The sequence below is a fragment of the Winogradskya consettensis genome, assembly GCF_018332715.1.
Taxonomy (GTDB): domain Bacteria; phylum Actinomycetota; class Actinomycetes; order Mycobacteriales; family Micromonosporaceae; genus Actinoplanes; species Actinoplanes consettensis.
The window spans coordinates 1-16,626 of record NZ_BOQP01000085.1 but is presented as its reverse complement, the minus strand read 5'-3'; the positions used below and the strand labels follow the sequence as shown (position 1 = coordinate 16,626).

The following is a 16,626-nucleotide window of genomic DNA, read 5'->3' as shown; positions in this document are numbered from 1 at the left end:
CGAACCGCAGACTCGACAGGTTCCGCCGGGAGAACGTGCGCTGTTCCAGCCAGCGGACGGCCACCTGGGGCAGGGTCGCCGTGACCGTGACACCGTGCGCCGCGATCGCTTCGAACACCACCTCCGGCCTCGTCGAGGCCGTCAGCACCGCCCGGCCACCGCTGTGCAGCGTGGCGAGGATGCCGGGTGCCAGAGCCAGGAAATGGCCGGCGGGCAGCACGCCGAGGTGAACGGTGTCGCTGTCGAACGCGCCGGCCTCGGCGCAGCAGCGGACGGCGTACTCGTAATCGTCATGGGTGTGGGCGACGACCCGTGGCATGCCGCCGCTCGCGCCGCACAGCAGCATCAGGGCGAGATCCGAGGAGTCCGGCGCGATGTCGTCCAGCCACCGGTGCCGGGTCGTGGCGTCGTCGCCGTCGGCCAGCAGCGCCCGCAGGTTCACGCCACCGGGCCGGACGCGGTCACCGAGCACCAGGACCCGGGCGCTGGCCGGTAAGGTCGTGATGACCCGGTGGGCCATGGCCTGGTGGTCGAAGCCGCGCCATCGCTCGGTCACGATCACCGCGGCGGCGTCGACGTGCGCGGCGACCGCGGCGAACTCGTACTCGCGGTGCGGCATCGACATCATCACCGGCACGACACCGAGTCGCCAGCAGGCGAAAGTGACGACCATGAGCTCCCAGCCGGTGGGCACCTGCAGCAGAACCCGGTCGCCGCGGGTGAGCCCGAGGGCCGCGAGATGCCCGGCGAGGTTGTCGGCCCGACCGGCCAGCTCCCGGTAGGTCAGCGTCCGGTCGCCGTCCACCAGGGCGATCCGCGGACCCCACCGATCGGCGTGGTCCCACAGGTAGTCACCCAGCGGCCGGCCCCTCCAGCAGCCGCCGAGGCGGTATTGCCTGGCGAGATCCGGGGCCCACTGCACCATGTCGTCGATTCGCATCCGGGGGTGTCTCCTAGCGCTGTGCGGTGCGCGTGAGCGCGGCACCGGGCGGCAGCGCCATCGTGGACCGCCATCGGTGCGCCCGGCATCTCTGGCTTTGCTGTATCGCCTTGGATGGCGAATGTTTGGCACAGCAATGGCGGAGGTGCGGCCGCGCGGTATCGCTGCCTAAATTCATGATGGCTACCACCCATTCCTGAGGCAGCCGAAGGGAATCATTGTGTCCCGAACGATTCATGAGAGATTTCAGGCGCAGGCCGACCGGGCGCCGGACCGTGCCGCAGTCAGGTCATTCGGCCTGACCTGGACATACGGTGAGCTCGACGAGCGGGCGAACCGGCTGGCGGCGCATCTGCGGTTGCTGGGGATCGGCCCGGGAATTCCGGTCGCGGTCCTCATGGACCGCTCTGCGGATGCCGTTGTCGCTCTGCTCGGTATCTTGAAAGCCGGCGGCATCTATCTGCCCCTGCATACCGCATCCCCGCGGGACCGCCAGGAGTGGATTCTCGCGCAATCCGACGCCGAAGTGCTCATTCTCGCCACCGCCGAGCAGAAACGCACCGCACCCGGTTCGCTGCCGGCGATTGTGGTGTCCGAGGTGCTCGCCGCGCAGGAGTCCGTTCCGCGCGACCCGCAACCGGCGGTCGACGGGGATTCGCCGGCCTACGTCATGTACACGTCGGGTTCCACGGGCCACCCCAAGGGCGTCGTTGTGGGACACGCGCAGATCGTGGCGCTGGCCTGCGATCCGTCCTGGGACCCCGTCCGGCACGAGCGGGTGCCCCTGCTGGCCCCCCTGGCCTTCGACGTCTCCCTGTACGAGCTGCTGGTCCCGCTCCTGCACGGGGGCTGCGTCGTCGTACCCGCCGCGGGCGACCTGAGTATCACGGCACTGCGCCGGTTGATCGCCGACTATGACATCACGGCGCTGCACCTCACGGCGGGCCTGTTCCGGGTCGTCGCTGAGGAGGCCCCGGACTGCCTCATGGGCGTCCGGGAGGTGCTCACCGGTGGCGACGTCATCGCGCCCACCGCCGTCGCCCGGTTCCTGGAGGCTTGCCCGGGCATCGTCGTCCGGACCCTCTACGGCACCACGGAGACCACCGTCTTCAGCACCCAGGAGTCGATCAGCGGGGTGATGCCGCAGGGATCGAGCGTTCCCCTGGGCCGGCCGTTCGCGGGTGTCGAGCTGCGGGTCCTGGACGAGCGGCTCGACGCGGCACCGGCCGGCGTCGTGGGCGAGCTCTACCTGGCCGGAGCGGGGCTGGCCCACGGCTACCTCGGGCGTGACGACCTCACCGCCGAACGGTTCGTCGCCGACCCGGCCGGTGCCCCCGGGTCGCGGATGTACCGCACGGGCGACCTGGTCCGCCGCTCCCAGGGCGACGGGGTCGAGTTCGTCGGGCGCGCGAACGACCTGGTCAAGATCTTCGGCTTCCGCATCGAGCTCGCGGAGATCGAGTCCGTCATCGCGGGCTACCCGGGCCTGGCCGACGTCGCTGTCGTCGCGCGGGAATCGAGCAACGGTGACAAGCGGCTCGTGGCCTATGTCGTACCCGCCGGCGGGGAACCCGATCTCGGTGCCCTGCGTGAGATGGTGAAACGGGCGCTGCCGGAGTACATGATGCCGGCCGCGTTCATGGTGATCGGCCGGTTGCCGCTGACCGCCAACGGCAAGGTGGACCGCGACGCGTTGCCGCAGCCGGACTTCACCGGCTCCGTCGGCTACATCGCCCCCCGGGACGCCCAGGAAGAGGCGATCTGCGCCCTGTTCCGCGAGATGCTCGGTAACCCCAAGGTCGGTGTCGAGGACAACTTCTTCGACCTGGGCGGCCACTCGCTGCTGGGGATGCGCCTGCTGAACCGCATCCGGGCCGAGCTGGGCGCCGACCTCAAGATCAGCCGGCTATTCGACACCCCGACGGTTGCCGGCCTGGCCGGCGCCGTACGGGAGTGGAACGAACCCGTACCGGCTCACCACCACCACTGACGTCGAAGGAGCCGGTATGACGAACCCTTTTGACGACCTGGACGCGAACTTCACCGTCCTCGTCAACGATGCCGATCAGCGCTCACTGTGGCCGGCGTCGACGCCGGTCCCGGCCGGATGGTCCGTGTCCTTCGGGCCCGGAGACCGGGCGGCGTGCCTCGATCATGTGATGGCGACACGGCCGCCACGGTGGAACGCCGCCACGATCGAGCCGGAGCGGGGACAGCGACCGTGAGCGTACGCATCCCGTTGTCCACCAACCTGGCCACGTTGTGCCTGTTCGACAAGGGTGACACCGACGGGGCGTTCGGGCCGCGGCATCTGGTCGTCCTCGGCTGGCGGATCACCGGACCCCTCGACCTGCCGACTCTGCAGGGCGCCCTCGACGACGTGGTGCGCCGCCACGAGATGCTCCGGACCTCGATCGTGCGCGAGGACGGGGAGTCGTACCAGAAGGTCCACGCGCCGGGATCGCCGCGCCTGGAGCTGGTCGAGCTGCCCCTGGCGGACACGAGGCCCCGCGACGTCTTGGTCGACGAGTTCGTCAACGGCGTCGAGGCGTCCCTGATGAGCGTGACCGAGCTTCCGCACCTGCGCGTGGTCGTCGGGCGGTTCGACGACAACGACGCGGTGCTGGTGCTGGTGACTCATCACATCGCCAGCGACGGGTGGTCCCTGCACGTGATCATCCGCGATCTCGCATCGTTCTACGCGGCGCGGCGCGGCTTCGGCACCCCGGAGCTCCCGCCCGTACGTCAGTACAGCGAGTACGCGATGTGGCAGCAGGAGCAGCTCGCGAGTGCTACCGCCGACGAGGACCGGGCGTACTGGCGCGACAAGCTCAAGGGTGTCGAGATCACCGACATCCGGGCCGACCGCCGGCTGACACCGGAGATCACCGCGCTGTACTCCGTGCACCGGTTCGTCCTCGACGAGCAGCTGACCACCGGTACCCTGAACTTGGCGAGAACCATGCGCAGCTCCCCGTTCATGGTCCTGCTCGCGGCGTTCAACGTGCTGCTGCACCAGATGACCGGGGTCACCGATCTCGTCTCGACCACCATCACCTCCGGCCGGATCGATGCGTCCTTCAACGAGACCGTCGGCGCGTTCTTCAACCTCGTCCCGCTCCGCACCGATCTGTCGGACTGCCGCAACTTCATGGACCTGGTACGCCGGACGAGGGAGACCTGCCTCGAGGCGTACACCCACGAGCTTCCCTTCGGTGAGGTGGCGGCCCAGGCACCCGAGCTCACCACCACCTACACCCGTGACGACGGGGCGGTGTGCGCGTTCCAGCTCCTGCAGAACCCCGCGATGACCGAACCCGAGACCGTCGGTGACCTGCAGTACGCCGAGGTCCGCGAGCGCAATCTCTCCTGCGCGGAGACCTCCGACATCCCCAACGGGGTGCTGTGGGGCTTGGACATCCTGTCGAACGGCCGGATCGGCGGCACCATGCGTTTCAACAGCAAGCAGTTCGACGAGTCCACGATGGTGCGGATGGTCGCCGACTTCCGCCGGGTGCTGACGAACGGCACCACGGACCCCCATCGTCCCCTGTCAGCGCTCTGAGCGACCACGGAGAGGAAGACCACCATGACCACATCCGCGGACCACTACGACGTCGTCGTGATAGGCGGGGGTCCCGGTGGGTCGGCAACCGCCGGCCTGCTGGCGCTCAAGGGCCGCCGTGTGCTGCTGCTCGAACGTGAGAAGTTCCCGCGCTACCACATCGGCGAGTCACTCATCACGGGCGCACTGCCGACCCTCGAGACGCTGGGGCTACGCGAGCGACTGGACGCCATGGGTTTCACCAAGAAGTACGGCGGCACCCTGCTGTGGGGTAAGAACCAGGGCACCTGGGGGTTCCGCTTCACCGAATCGTCGTTGTACGAGTACGCCTACCAGGTCCGGCGCGCCGACTTCGACGCCCTGCTGCTCACCCGCGCGCGGGAGCTGGGCGTCCACGCGGTGGAGGAGGCGAGCGTCAAGGACCCGATCTTCGAGGGTGATCGCGTGGTCGGCGTGACCTACCAGGAGCGGGGCAGAAGGACGGAGAAGACCGTGCGCTGCAGCATGCTCGTGGACGCCTCCGGTCAGGGCCACCTGCTCGGGAAACGGTTCGACCTGATCAGGTGGCACGAGGATCTGCGCAACATCGCGGTCTGGACCTATCTGCAGGGCTGCAACCTCTACGGCGGCACCAAGGCCGGCGACATCGTGGCGGAGAACCGCCCGTCCGGATGGTTCTGGTTCATCCCGCTCTCCGACGGGACCGTCAGCGTCGGTTACGTCACCCCGGTCGACGAGTACAAGGCGTCCGGCATGAAGCTGGAGGACATCTTCGCTCAGGAGCTGGAGCGTACCGAGGAGATCAGGACGCTAACCAAGGGTGCGAAACAGGTCAGTGGCTTCCGTACCATCCGGGACTGGTCCTACACCTGCGAGAAGTTCCACGGCCCCGGGTGGGCGCTGGTCGGCGACGCCGCCGCGTTCGTCGACCCCTTGCTGTCCACCGGCGTCACCCTCGCACTGCGTGGTGCCGGCGCGCTGACCGACGCGATCGACGTCGTGCTCGACGATCCCACCGCCGAGCAGCAGATGCTCGACTGGTACGAGAAGAGCTACCGGTCCTTCCTGGACTCCGTCATCGACTTCGTCCGGTTCTTCTACGACCGTACGAGGCACAAGGAGGAGTACTGGGACAAGGCCCAGCAGACCGTCGACCCGCAGAAGACGCGGCCTCGCGAGATGGACTTCGCCACGATGCTGTCGGGGCTCACCGGGATCAACGACATCTTCTACCGGCCACCGGTGCCGGGGAGCACGAAGGCCACGGGACAGCGGGCCGGGCACGGTGATTGAGCTGAAACGCGACTCCCTGCACCTGTCCGTGCGGGACCCGGTCGCGACGTCGATGAACTTCCTCAACGAGATCGCCGGGCAGTACCCCGACGCGATCTCGCTGGCCGCGGGCCGGCCGCACGAGAGTTTCCACTCGACCGCGGACATCACCCGCTACCTCGATGCCTACCAGGCCCACCTGGCCCGGGACGGGTACGGGCCGGACCGTATCCGGACGGCGTTGCTCCAGTACGGGCGTACGAACGGGCAGCTCGGTGAGCTTATCGCGCGCATGCTCCTGATCGATGAGGGCATCACGGTGGCGCCCGACGCCGTCGCCGTGACCGCCGGGTGCCAGGAAGCCATGGCTATCGCCCTGCGGGGGCTCTGCCGTGATCCCGAGGACGTGGTGCTGGCGGCCGAACCCTGCTACGTCGGCCTGACCGGGGCGGCCCGGCTGCTCGGCATCTCCGTGGTACCGGTGCCCGAGGGCGACGGGGGACTCGAGCCGCGGGCGGTCGCCGAGGTGGCGCGCAAGGTTCGTGCGGGAGGGCGGCGTCCCCGGGCCTTGTACGTCGTGCCCACGTTCTCGAACCCGTCGGGGACGACGCTTGACCGGGCCGCGAGGCTCGAGCTCCTCGAGGTGGCCGAGACCGAGGACCTGCTCATCCTCGAGGACGACCCGTACGGGCTGTTCGGGCTCGACGACGAGCCCCGGCCGTCGCTCAAGGCGCTGGACCGCCGCGGCCGGGTCGTCTATCTCGGTACGTTTTCCAAGTCGTGCTTCCCGGGTGCGCGGGTGGGTTTCCTCGTCGCGGACCAGACGGTGATCGACAACTCCGGCCACCGCCGGACACTTGCCGACGAACTGTCCGCGGTCAAGAGCATGTTGTCCGTCAACACGTCGCCGATCGCGCAGGCGGTCATCGGTGGGATGCTGGTCGCTTCCGGCTGCAGTCTGCGCCGGGCCGCGTACGACAAGACCCTGCTCTACCGCCGCAATCTGCGGGTACTGCTCGAAGCCCTGGACGACGAGGTTCCGGGATCCCTGCGCCGGGACGGGGCCGTCGCCTGGAACCGGCCCGACGGTGGCTACTTCGTCGGCCTGCGGGTCCCGTTCGCCGCGGACGTCCGCCTGCTGGAGCTGTCCGCCCAGGAGTACGGCGTGCTGTGGACGCCGATGAGCTTCTTCTACGAGAGCGGCGGAACCCATGCCATCCGGCTGGCGTGCAGCGCGCTGGACCCGGACGAGATCCGCGAAGGGGTCCGCCGGCTCGTCCGGCTCATCGTCGGGCAGCTGAGGTAACGGTCCCCCATACGGTTGATGGCAGGTGACGCGACCAGCGTCACCTGCCATCGGTCTTTCACCCGCGACCGCCCCGCGACCCGCCCCGTGGGGTTCAGGCCGGCCCCTGCCACGACAGACCCGGCCGGGGCCGGCGTACGGCGTGCCGTAGCACCTTGGCCATCATCGCGGGCCGCATGAGCGATGCCGGTGTGTCGATGAGTCCCGCCACCCGCATGAAACCGTTGGTGATGCTGGCGTCCTGGGAGGCCGCGTACTGCAGCCGTGCCATGTAGGCGTTCCCCGCCCGGACCTTCAGCGTGCGCTGCCCGTCGACGCCGGGGAAGTCGAGGTCCCCGCCGGCGGAGATGTCCCACGGCGTGTCGATCGCCCGCGCCACGTCCTCGAAGAACGCCCGGGGCCGCGGAGCACCACCGCGCCGCAGGTGCCGGCGCAGGGCGATCGCCTCGATGCTGGCGACACTCATGCCCTGCCCGTACACGGGGTTGAAGCTGCAGACCGCGTCGCCCAGCACGAGAAGCCGGTCCGGAAAGCGGTCCAGGTCCTCGTAGTGGCGCCGCACGCTGGCCTGGAACCGGAACGTCACCGCGTCGTCGAGCGCTTCGGCGTCACGCACCGCCTCGTAGATGTCGGGGATCGGCAACGACCGGGCGAACTCCAGGAAGCCTGCGGGGTCCGTCGGCGGATGGTCACCGAGGATGCCGGTCAGCGACAGGATGCACAGCGAGGGGCCGACCTGGCCGAAGAAGGCTCCCCGGGGATGTGCGGGGGAGGCGACCGGGTTGATGGACTGCACACCGTCGAACCATTCGGGGCGCGTGCGGTAGTGCCGGGTCGTGTACGCCAGTCCCACCTTCACCCTGTCCTCGCGGGGGCGCTCGTAACCGAGCTCCTCGAGCCAGGCCGGGGTCCGCGATCCACGTCCGGTGGTGTCCACCACGAGATCCGCGTCGAGGACCTCCGGGGACGCGTTCCCGGCCCGTTGCTGGACCCTCGCCCCGGTGACGCGGGAACGGTCGCTGCTGGTGGTCAGACCGAGGATGGTGTACTCCTCGAGGATCTTCACGTTGCTCAGCGCGGCGACCCGCGACCGGACGTGATGCTCCAGCACCGGTCGTGGCGCGGTGATCGAGACCAGGCCGGTGTGCGCCGGAAGCAGCCGGTGGCCGTTGAAGTACCACCGCATCTCACCCAGGTCACCGGTCGGCACGCCGGCGTCGCGCAGCTCCTGCAGGAAGCCGGGAAAGAGTTCCTCGAGGTTTAGCTGCCCGCGGGCGTGCAAACCGTGGGCATGCACGGTGTGCGGTGCGCCGCGCCGGGCGGTCCGGACCCCGGTCACCTTGTCGCGATCGACGACCAGCACCTGCGGGTAGAACTCGGCCAGGACCCTTGCCGTGAGCAGTCCCGCCATGCTTGCACCGAGGACAACGGCACGTCTCGTGGTTTCCGTCATTTCCCAGACCTCTCGAACGGGACATCGATTACCCGGACCACCCGCCGGCTCACGCGTAGGTGACGACCGCGCGGAAGCGGACCGCGCCTCGGGCCACCTTGTCGACACCTTCGGCGACGCGAGCCGCGGGGAAGGTCTCCACCATCGGGGTGACCTTGCCGTTCGCGACCAGGTCGAGCGCCTCGCGCAGCAGGGCGGGACCGCCGTGGGTGGCGCCGACGATGCTCTGGCCCTGGGCGAAGAACGGATACTGCATGGCGGACGGGATCGAGAAGGGCGCCTCGACGTCGATGCCCGCGAGAACCAGGCGCCCGTTGACGCGCAGACCCCCCAGCGCCTCGGCGGCGGCCGGATGCGACGGCGCTGTCGCCAGCACGACGTCGGCACCACCGATCCCGCGCAGCTGCTCGCCGCTGGACACGACGAAGTCCGCGTTCAGCGTCTTGGCGGCGTCGTGCTTGTCCGCCGACCGGGTCATCACCACGGTCTCGAAACCGCAGGCATGCGCGTACTGCACCGCGAGATGGCCGAGGGCGCCCAGCCCGAGAACCGCGACCCGGTCACCCGGTTCGGGCCGGCCCGCGCGAAGCGCCGACCAGGCGGTGTATCCCGCGCACATGACCGGCGCGGCGAGCTCGTACGCGAGCCCGTCGGGCAGCAGGACCGTCGCGTCGGCCCCGGCCGTCATGAACTCGGCGTGCCCGCCAGGAGCGGTGAAGCCGGTCGTCGACGCCGCCGGGCAGTTCATCGCGGTCTGACCGGTCACCGGCAGGCCCAGCCGGCAGTAGTCGCACCTGCCGCAGCCCTCCCGCACCCAGGTGACCCCGACCCGGTCACCCACCTTGCGGCTCAGGACGCCCGCGCCGACCTCGACGACCTCGCCCACCGGTTCGTGCCCGGTCACAGCGGGACGCATGGACGGGAACGGCAGCGAGCCCCGACTGGCGAGGACGTCGTTGTAGCAGATCCCGCTCGCGTGCACACGGATCAGGACCTGTCCCGGCCCCGGGCGCGGGATCGGGAAGTCACGGAGTTCCCACGGCTCGTTGACCGCGGGAATGACTGCAGCCTTCACGGATACCACCTTCGCTCGGTGAGACACCACTTCGGACCGGGATGCCGGCTTGCCCCATCGTGCGGCGACGCAGGGGCGGGGCTCACCTTCGCGAATGCGGGGCGTCCGGACGGCTGAGCACGTTGGCAGGTGAGGACCGCTCGCATCACTTCTAGCGTCTGATGCGCATGTTCCTGCGAAGCTCCGACAGAATCTGTGAGGTGGGGTGCCTGTGACACACACCGGATCGACCAGGCGAGGGCGGTGGATCGGCGTCCTGACGGGCTGCGCCGTCCTGATCGCGGCAGCCGGCCCGGCGGCGGCGGTCAGGACGGCGCAGCCGTCCGGCGCCGATACGTCCGGCCATGACGCACCGGCGGCCTCAGGGCTCGTGCCGGCGCAGTTCACCAACTCGAAGTGCACGCCCGCCGAGCGCCGCCGCACGCTCGCCGCCGAGCAACGCCGTGTCCTGACGTTCTTCAAGGACTTCCTGGTGCTGCGGAACGAGGCGGACGTGGCAAGGCTCGCCGAACCGCGGGACGGCGTGCAGTTCTTCGTCCTGTCGCACGCGTACAACAGCATCCGGGGGATGGGCCTCTCCATCATCAACGGCGGGGAGGTCAGTGGCCCCGGCAAGCCCGCGATGCTGTTGTACCGGCCGAGCCGGGGCGCGGCTGACGTCACCGACCCGGACGGCCCGGACTTCCCCTACACGCTGGCGGGGTGGGGATACGCCGGGTTGTACGCCCCGGGGCAGCCGCCGTCGTTCGCCGGCGACCCCGGCCTGCGGTGCCTGACGAAGCAGGACTGGCTGGTGCACGAGCGCAGCGTCCACCCCTCGGACACGTGGCAGAACATCCCGGTACCTCCCGAGGAGCAGTGGCACGGGCAGGCGCTGGGTGCGGTGCCGCCGACACCCGACGAATGTGACACCCCGTGTGTCGGCGTGGGGCATCCGCGGCTCTGGGACCTGCATCTGTTCATCGGCAATTCCGGTGTGCCGGCGGTCTCGATGCTGAACCCGGGCAAGCCGATCCCGGGCTTCGATCCCGGGGTGGGCGTCGGGTTCTTCTACCCACAGCGGTACCCCTCGACCGGTGCGGTGCCGCCCGCCGCCGGACACGGCCACAGTGGGCACCACTAATTAGGGCGTATCTGAGGGATCACGGCGCCATCACCCCGGCCGGGGTGATGGCGCCAGTGCGTTCAGGAGCCCCGCGGCCCTTCCAGCACCCGCAGCAGGGTGTCCGCGTATTCGTACGGATGCGTCACGTGACCCACGTGGCTGCCCGGGAAGATCGTCACGCCGGTACCCGTCCGCTCGGCCAGCACTGCGGTGGGACGGCAGGAGAAGTGCTCGCGGGACGTGGCGCCGCCGGCCAGCACGACCCGGTCGCCGAGGGCCTTGAGGACGTCGCTGTCGGGCACGTAGGCCGGATAGGTCAGCAGTTCGTTCTCGAACCAGAAGATCTGGTTGTCCTTGAGCCGGGCCAGCAGCTCGGCCAGCTGCGCCGGGGGAAGCTCCGCGCCGGGAGGGGGCCGGGTGTCACCCAGGCCCGCATAGTCGCGGAAGGCATCGCGTGCTGCTGTCATGCCGACGGTGCGGTAGGTGTCGTAGAGACTCCGGTGGAAGGCGAGCCAGTGCGCGGCGTCGGGCAGGACGGACACCGAGGGCGGCTCGTGTGCCACGAGCATCCCTATCCGGTCCGCGTGCAGCTCGGCCAGCCGCAGTGCGACGACCGCACCGGAACAGGTACCGAAGACGTGGCCCGGCCCGGCGGCGACGTGCTCGAGCAGCCGCAGGGCGTCGTCGGCGTCGTCGTCGAGGCGGCGGTCGTTGTCCAGCGGTGCCGTCAAGGGGCTGCGGGAGAAGCCGCGCCGGTCGTACGAGACGACGGTGTGCCGCTCGGCGAGCCGGTCCGCGAGCGGGCCGAACGGCGCGGCGTCGCCGTTACCGGTGGAGATGAGGAGCAGTGCGGGACCCGAACCGCGAACCTCGTAGAAGATGTCCGCGCCCGGGACCTCGAGCATGCCGGTGGTCGGTTGTCTCATGCTGCCTCCAGCGCTACTGCGGCGCCAGGGGGTCCGTCACGTACCACCCGCCGACCGCGACAGTGTCCTACGCCAGCCATCGTCACCCGGCGCCCCCGCGGGGGTCGTGTCCCAGATTGCGCTCGTGCCGGCCTTCTCGCATCCACGAAGGTGCCGCCGTTTCGCACCGGCTGTGAGGCTGTGCCGAGGCGCGTCGTCCTCCTTCGGGACGCCCGCGTGCCGTCCACCGGGAGCCTGTCGAGCTGCCCTCTTTACGGTCTGGAGAGATAATGGCTGAATCCGCTCAGCCCCATGCCACGCGTTTCGACGTCATCGTGATCGGTGCCGGTCCGGCCGGCAGTACCACGGCGGCGACCCTGGCGAAGGAAGGCCGTTCGGTTCTCGTGCTGGAACGGCGGGCCTTCCCGAGATTCCACATCGGTGAATCGATGTTGCCGCCGACGATGCTGATCCTCAAGGAGATGGGTGCGCTCGAGCGTGTCATGGCCCGGGGCTACCCGGTCAAGCTCGGCGCGGAGTTCACCGGAGGCCGGCAGGGTCGCTTCGGCCGGATCCCGTTCGCGGGACAGGGGCCGGGGCGCCAGCACGCCACGTTCCAGACGGAGCGGGCCGACTACGACAAGGTTCTGTGCGACTTCGCCGGGGACTGCGGTGCGACCGTACTGCACGAGGCGGTCGTCGGCGACCTGGTGATCGAGGACGGGCGGGTCGTCGGGGTGCAGTACGAGCACGAGGGGGGGACTCACACGGCGTACGCATCCTATGTGGTGGATGCCGCGGGCCGATCGAGCAAGGCGGCACAGACTTTCGGCCTGCGCCGCAGCGGGGACAGGCGGCGGATGGTCGCCGTTTTCCGGCATTTCGGGGATCTCGACGAGTCGCGGAATCCCGGGACCGAGGGTGACATCCAGATCGGCGAGCACCTCGACGGCTGGGTGTGGGCGATCCCGATCGGCAAGGACCGGATCAGTGTCGGCGCCTGCATGCCGCGCGAGGTGCTGCAGCGGGCCGAGGACCGGGAGGCGCTCTACACCGACCATGTCTCCCGGGTCGGGCGGATCCAGGAGCGGCTGGCCGGTACGCGGCCGCTGATCGACGTGACGGTGGAGACCGACTACATGTACTACGCCGACGAGGTGGCCGGCCCCGGCTGGTTCATGGTCGGTGACTCGGGGTGCTTCTTCGACCCGATCTTCTCCGCCGGGGTCTTCCTGGCCATGGTCACCGGGCGCCGGGCCGCGCGCACGATCGGGACGCTGCTGGACGATCCCGCCCTGGAAACGGGCCTGCAGCAGGAATACAGCCGGTTCTACAAGACCGGTTACGACATGTACGCGCGACTTATCTACGCCTACTACGAGGCCGGATACAGCCTGCGCGGACTGCTGAAGAACGCAGGGTTCGACATCTCCGGTGACGAGCTCGGCGACAACAAGTGGGTCGCGCGCCTGGTCAGCGGAGACTTCTGGAACCCACGCAACGTCCTGGTGCAGTACCTGCGCGGGCAGGAGCGCTTCGACACGTTCGCGGAGTTCGAACCGCTCTGGGGCTGCCCCTTCTACGAGGACCTCAACATCGCCGAGGAGGCGGAGGAGCTCGTGTCGTAGGCATCCGTGCGAACGGGAGCGGGACCGGTCGTTGCCGACCGGTCCCGCTCCCGCATCCCGGCCGGCGAACGGGGGACGCCGGGGGATGCCGGGGGGATCAGACCAGTTCGGGTTTCTTGCCGCGGTCGCGTGCCACGGTCTCCGGCTGGGTGCCGGTATCGACTTTGCCCGGCCACCACATCTTCGGGCCCAGGTCCAGGGTCAGGGCCGTGACCAGCACGGACCGGACGATGAACGTGTCGAGCAGGATGCCCAGGGCGATGGCGAAGCCCATCTCGACGATCAGGACCAGCGGTAGCGAGGTCAGCACGGCGAACGTCGCCGCGAGGACGAGGCCCGCGGAGGTGATGACGCCACCGGTCGCGGAGAGACCGATCAGCGCCCCCTGCCGGGTCCCGTGCCGCAGCGCCTCCTCCTTGATCCGGGTGATGAGGAAGATGTTGTAGTCGATGCCGACCGCCACCAGGAACACGAACACGTACAACGGGAAGCCGCTGTCCGAGGCGTCGAACCCGAAGACGTTGCTGAAGATGAAGGCGCTGAGCCCCATGGCCGCGGCGAACGACAGCACGACCGTGGCGATGAGGACGAGCGGTGCGACCAGCGCCCGCAGCACCACCATGAGGATGAGCAGCACGGCGATCAGGACGATCGGGATGATCAGCTTGGTGTCGCGGTTGTTGGCGGTGTTGGTGTCGTAGGTGATGGCGGCGAAGCCACCGACGTTCGCGTCGGCACCGTCGACCGTGGCGACGGCCTTGCGCGCCCGCTCGATGGTGGCGTCGGCGGCCGGGCTGCCCGGCTCGGCCTGCAGGGTTCCCTCGATGCGGACGAGGCCGCCCCGCACCTCGGGTGCGCCGACGCCGGCGATGCCCTCGGTGCCCTGCAGCGACTGCTGCAGAGCGGGTGCCGCGGCGGCGTTACCGATGATGATCAGAGGCTGCCCTGCGCCACCGGCGTAGTGCTTGTTCACCAGTTGCTGACCGGCGACCGACGCGGGCTTGTCGATGAAGGAGTCCTCGAAGGCGAGCCCGTGCGCATTGAGCTGCGTGAGGCCGAGTGCCATGACGCCGAGGACCAGGCTGGTGCCGATCCAGATCGTGCGGGGACGCCGGGCGATACCGGTGCCGAGCCTTGCCCAGCCACCCTTGTCCGAAGGGCGGGCCGAGCCCACCTTCGGCTTCGCCGGCCAGAACACCCAACGTCCGAAGATCACCAGCAGCGCCGGGAACAGTGTCAGCATGGCGGCGAGGGCGACGACCACGCCGACGGCGGCGACCGGGCCGAGGCCCTTGGTGGAGTTCATGTCCGCGAACAGCAGGCACAGCATGCCGACAGCCACGGTGGCCGCGCTGGCGATGACGGCGGGCCCGGAGCGGCGCAGGGCGACCGCCATTGCCTCATGGCGATCGGCGTGGGTGCGGAGTTCCTCGCGGTACCGGGCGATGAGCAGTAGGGCGTAGTCGGTTCCTATGCCGAACACCAGCACCGTCAGAATGGCAACGCTCTGCGAATTGACCACCAGGCCTGTGTTCTCGACCAGCAGATAGATGACCGCCTGGGCGAGGACCAGCGTCATGCCGGCCGATATGACCGGCAACAACCACAGCACCGGACTGCGGTAGATCAGCAGGAGCAGGGCGATGACCACCAGCACGGTCGCGCTCAGCAGAGTGGTGTCGATGCCCTCGAACGCCTCGGTGTTGTCGGCGGCGAACCCCATCGGCCCGGTGACGTAGGAGTTGAGCCCGTCGTTCCCGTTCAGGACGATGGCGCGGATCGCATCGACACGCTCGACGACCTTCAGCTGCCCGGCGGGGCCCATCTCGATGGGCACGATGACCTGCAGCGCCTGCCCGTCGTCCGCGGGTGTCGGGCCCTGGACGGGACCGCTGACGCCTTCGACGTCGGCCAGCGCGGTGGCGTCGGCCTTCACCTTCGCCAGGTCGGCGGGCGTGGTACCGGCCGCGCGCTCGTAGATGATGACTGCCGGGAACTCGTCCGTGGCCTGGAACTTCTTCTGCAGCTCGCTGACCCGGGTCGACTGTGCGTCGCTGGGCAGCCAGGCAGCGGTGTCGTTCTCCTGCGCGTCCGTCATCTTGCCGGCCAGTGAGCCGAGAGCCATGAACAGGACTATCCATACGGCCAGGACTATCCATTTGGTCCTGCGACCGCTGACCAGACCTGGGACTCCACCCGTCCGTGCCATTGCTCTCCTTCAGATCCGATGGATCTCGCCTCGGCTTGTTCAGCCGTCACCACGCCATGAGCAGCGGGCCGGCGGTCGCCGGCACGCGGAAGAACTCTTTATTAGGAAGTGAGCTTGCTATAAACAAGTAAACTACGTCAAGTGATGTCTGAGCTAGCATTGAGCGATGAGCAAGCGGGCATATGGTCAGTTCTGTGGCGTCGCGAAGGGCCTGACGATCATCGGCGAGCGATGGGCGCTGCTGATCGTCCGTGACCTGCTGGTGGGCCCGCGGCGGTATACGGACCTGCGCAAGGGACTGCCCGCGATCCCGACCAACGTGCTGTCGTCGCGGCTCAAGGAGCTCGAGGGCGACGGCGTGATCCGGCGCCGGGCGATGGCCCACCCCGACCGGGCCGTGGTCTATGAGCTCACCGAGTACGGCAGAGAGCTCGAGGACGTCGTCATCCACCTGGGGCGCTGGGGCTCCCAGTCGCTCACCACGCCCGCCGACGGCGAGGTCGTCACCACGGATTCCCTGATCATGGCGTTGCGGACGACCTTCCGTGCCGAGGAGGCCACCGGCGTTCACCTGGGCTTCCAGGTGAACGTCGGTGACATCACCATTCACGCGCGGGTGGACGGTGCCGACCTGCTGGTGGCCGTGGGGGAGCTGGCCGGGGCGGATCTCGTCGTGGACACCGGCCCGCAGATCCGGGCGATCATGGCGGGGGAGCTCAGCCCGGCCCGGGCCGTGGCCGACGGGGATGTGCGGCTCACCGGCGACGCCGCTCTGCTCGACGTGTTCGCACGGATCTTCGCCATCCGGGCCAAGGAGAATGCCGGCTCCTGATCATCGTTGCCGCGGGGCCTCGTCGAGCAGTGACCGCAGAATCTTCTTGTCCGGTTTCCCCACCGCGGTGTGTGGCAGATCCTCCAGGATGATCAGCCGTTCGGGGATCTTGAAGGCGGCGAGCCCGCGTGCCGTCAGAGCCGTGGCGATGTCTTCGAGGGAGAGACTGCATCCGGCCCCTAACCGGACGAACAGGCATACCCGCTCTCCGACCTCCGGGTCGGGCGTCGCCACAGCGGCGACCTCGACGACCTGCGGCATCTCCTGGACGAGGGTCTCGACCTCGCCGGCGGAGATCTTCTCGCCGCCGCGGTTGATGAGGTCCTTGACGCGGCC

The 16,626-nt window shown here is 69.1% G+C and carries 14 protein-coding genes; 8 read left to right on the top strand and 6 right to left on the bottom strand.

The window, feature by feature from the left end:
* Positions 1–940 (bottom strand): AMP-binding protein (locus Aco04nite_RS48055; protein WP_213003848.1); only part of this gene is annotated, 940 nt, incomplete at its 3' end.
* Between the two features lie 220 nt (positions 941–1,160).
* On the opposite strand from Aco04nite_RS48055, the gene Aco04nite_RS48050 reads away from it, so the two are divergent.
* The 5 genes from Aco04nite_RS48050 to Aco04nite_RS48030 are packed head-to-tail and all read left to right on the top strand — an operon-like array spanning position 1,161 to position 7,083.
* Positions 1,161–2,930, top strand: a complete 1,770-nt coding sequence (locus Aco04nite_RS48050; RefSeq protein WP_244876842.1) for a non-ribosomal peptide synthetase — start codon at positions 1,161–1,163, stop codon at positions 2,928–2,930.
* Positions 2,931–2,946: 16 nt separating this feature from the next.
* Positions 2,947–3,165, top strand: coding sequence for an MbtH family protein (locus Aco04nite_RS48045; protein ID WP_213003847.1), 219 nt, complete (start codon positions 2,947–2,949; stop codon positions 3,163–3,165).
* Positions 3,162–4,505, top strand: coding sequence for a condensation domain-containing protein (locus Aco04nite_RS48040; RefSeq protein ID WP_213003846.1), 1,344 nt, complete (start codon positions 3,162–3,164; stop codon positions 4,503–4,505). The genes Aco04nite_RS48045 and Aco04nite_RS48040 overlap by 4 nt, the downstream gene beginning before the upstream one ends.
* Positions 4,506–4,529: 24 nt before the next feature.
* Positions 4,530–5,798, top strand: coding sequence for an NAD(P)/FAD-dependent oxidoreductase (locus Aco04nite_RS48035; RefSeq protein WP_213003845.1), 1,269 nt, complete (start codon positions 4,530–4,532; stop codon positions 5,796–5,798).
* Positions 5,791–7,083 (top strand): aminotransferase-like domain-containing protein, encoded by a 1,293-nt coding sequence (locus Aco04nite_RS48030; protein WP_308161763.1) that lies wholly within the window; start codon positions 5,791–5,793, stop codon positions 7,081–7,083. The genes Aco04nite_RS48035 and Aco04nite_RS48030 overlap by 8 nt, the downstream gene beginning before the upstream one ends.
* A 94-nt stretch (positions 7,084–7,177) precedes the next feature.
* On the opposite strand, the gene Aco04nite_RS48025 is transcribed toward Aco04nite_RS48030, so the two are convergent.
* A complete protein-coding gene (locus tag Aco04nite_RS48025) occupies positions 7,178–8,536 on the bottom strand; it encodes an FAD-dependent oxidoreductase (RefSeq protein WP_213003844.1) in 1,359 nt (452 codons plus the stop codon).
* A gap of 49 nt (positions 8,537–8,585) precedes the next feature.
* Positions 8,586–9,611, bottom strand: a complete 1,026-nt coding sequence (locus Aco04nite_RS48020; RefSeq protein ID WP_213003843.1) for an alcohol dehydrogenase catalytic domain-containing protein — start codon at positions 9,609–9,611, stop codon at positions 8,586–8,588.
* A 211-nt stretch (positions 9,612–9,822) separates the two neighbouring features.
* Here Aco04nite_RS48020 and Aco04nite_RS48015 point away from each other — a divergent pair, with 211 nt between their 5' ends.
* Positions 9,823–10,734, top strand: coding sequence for a hypothetical protein (locus tag Aco04nite_RS48015; RefSeq protein ID WP_213003842.1), 912 nt, complete (start codon positions 9,823–9,825; stop codon positions 10,732–10,734).
* Between the two features lie 62 nt (positions 10,735–10,796).
* Here the strand turns inward: Aco04nite_RS48015 and Aco04nite_RS48010 are convergent, their stop codons facing one another.
* Positions 10,797–11,642, bottom strand: a complete 846-nt coding sequence (locus Aco04nite_RS48010; protein WP_213003841.1) for an alpha/beta fold hydrolase — start codon at positions 11,640–11,642, stop codon at positions 10,797–10,799.
* Between the two features lie 269 nt (positions 11,643–11,911).
* On the opposite strand from Aco04nite_RS48010, the gene Aco04nite_RS48005 reads away from it, so the two are divergent.
* The gene (locus Aco04nite_RS48005) at positions 11,912–13,249 is read left to right on the top strand and encodes an NAD(P)/FAD-dependent oxidoreductase (protein ID WP_213003840.1); all 1,338 of its coding nucleotides are present in this window, start codon (positions 11,912–11,914) and stop codon (positions 13,247–13,249) included.
* A gap of 97 nt (positions 13,250–13,346) precedes the next feature.
* Here Aco04nite_RS48005 and Aco04nite_RS48000 read toward each other — a convergent pair whose 3' ends face one another.
* Positions 13,347–15,374, bottom strand: coding sequence for an MMPL family transporter (locus tag Aco04nite_RS48000; protein WP_244876841.1), 2,028 nt, complete (start codon positions 15,372–15,374; stop codon positions 13,347–13,349).
* Positions 15,375–15,624: 250 nt separating this feature from the next.
* Between Aco04nite_RS48000 and Aco04nite_RS47995 the strand changes: the two genes are divergently transcribed.
* On the top strand, positions 15,625–16,290 hold the full coding sequence (locus Aco04nite_RS47995; RefSeq protein WP_213003838.1) for a winged helix-turn-helix transcriptional regulator: 666 nt from the start codon (positions 15,625–15,627) through the stop codon (positions 16,288–16,290).
* On the opposite strand, the gene Aco04nite_RS47990 is transcribed toward Aco04nite_RS47995, so the two are convergent.
* A partial coding sequence (locus Aco04nite_RS47990) for an AMP-binding enzyme (RefSeq protein ID WP_438875013.1) occupies positions 16,291–16,626 on the bottom strand: 336 nt, incomplete at its 5' end.

Excerpts from the sequence above, each read along its gene's own strand:
- Aco04nite_RS48045 (WP_213003847.1), top strand. The coding sequence starts at position 2,947 with ATGACGAACCCTTTTGACGACCTGGACGCGAACTTCACCGTCCTCGTC.
- Aco04nite_RS48000 (WP_244876841.1), bottom strand. The coding sequence starts at position 15,374 with ATGGCTCTCGGCTCACTGGCCGGCAAGATGACGGACGCGCAGGAGAAC.
- Aco04nite_RS48035 (WP_213003845.1), top strand. The coding sequence starts at position 4,530 with ATGACCACATCCGCGGACCACTACGACGTCGTCGTGATAGGCGGGGGT.
- Aco04nite_RS47995 (WP_213003838.1), top strand. The coding sequence starts at position 15,625 with ATGAGCAAGCGGGCATATGGTCAGTTCTGTGGCGTCGCGAAGGGCCTG.
- Aco04nite_RS48010 (WP_213003841.1), bottom strand. The coding sequence starts at position 11,642 with ATGAGACAACCGACCACCGGCATGCTCGAGGTCCCGGGCGCGGACATC.
- Aco04nite_RS48025 (WP_213003844.1), bottom strand. The coding sequence starts at position 8,536 with ATGACGGAAACCACGAGACGTGCCGTTGTCCTCGGTGCAAGCATGGCG.
- Aco04nite_RS48005 (WP_213003840.1), top strand. The coding sequence starts at position 11,912 with ATGGCTGAATCCGCTCAGCCCCATGCCACGCGTTTCGACGTCATCGTG.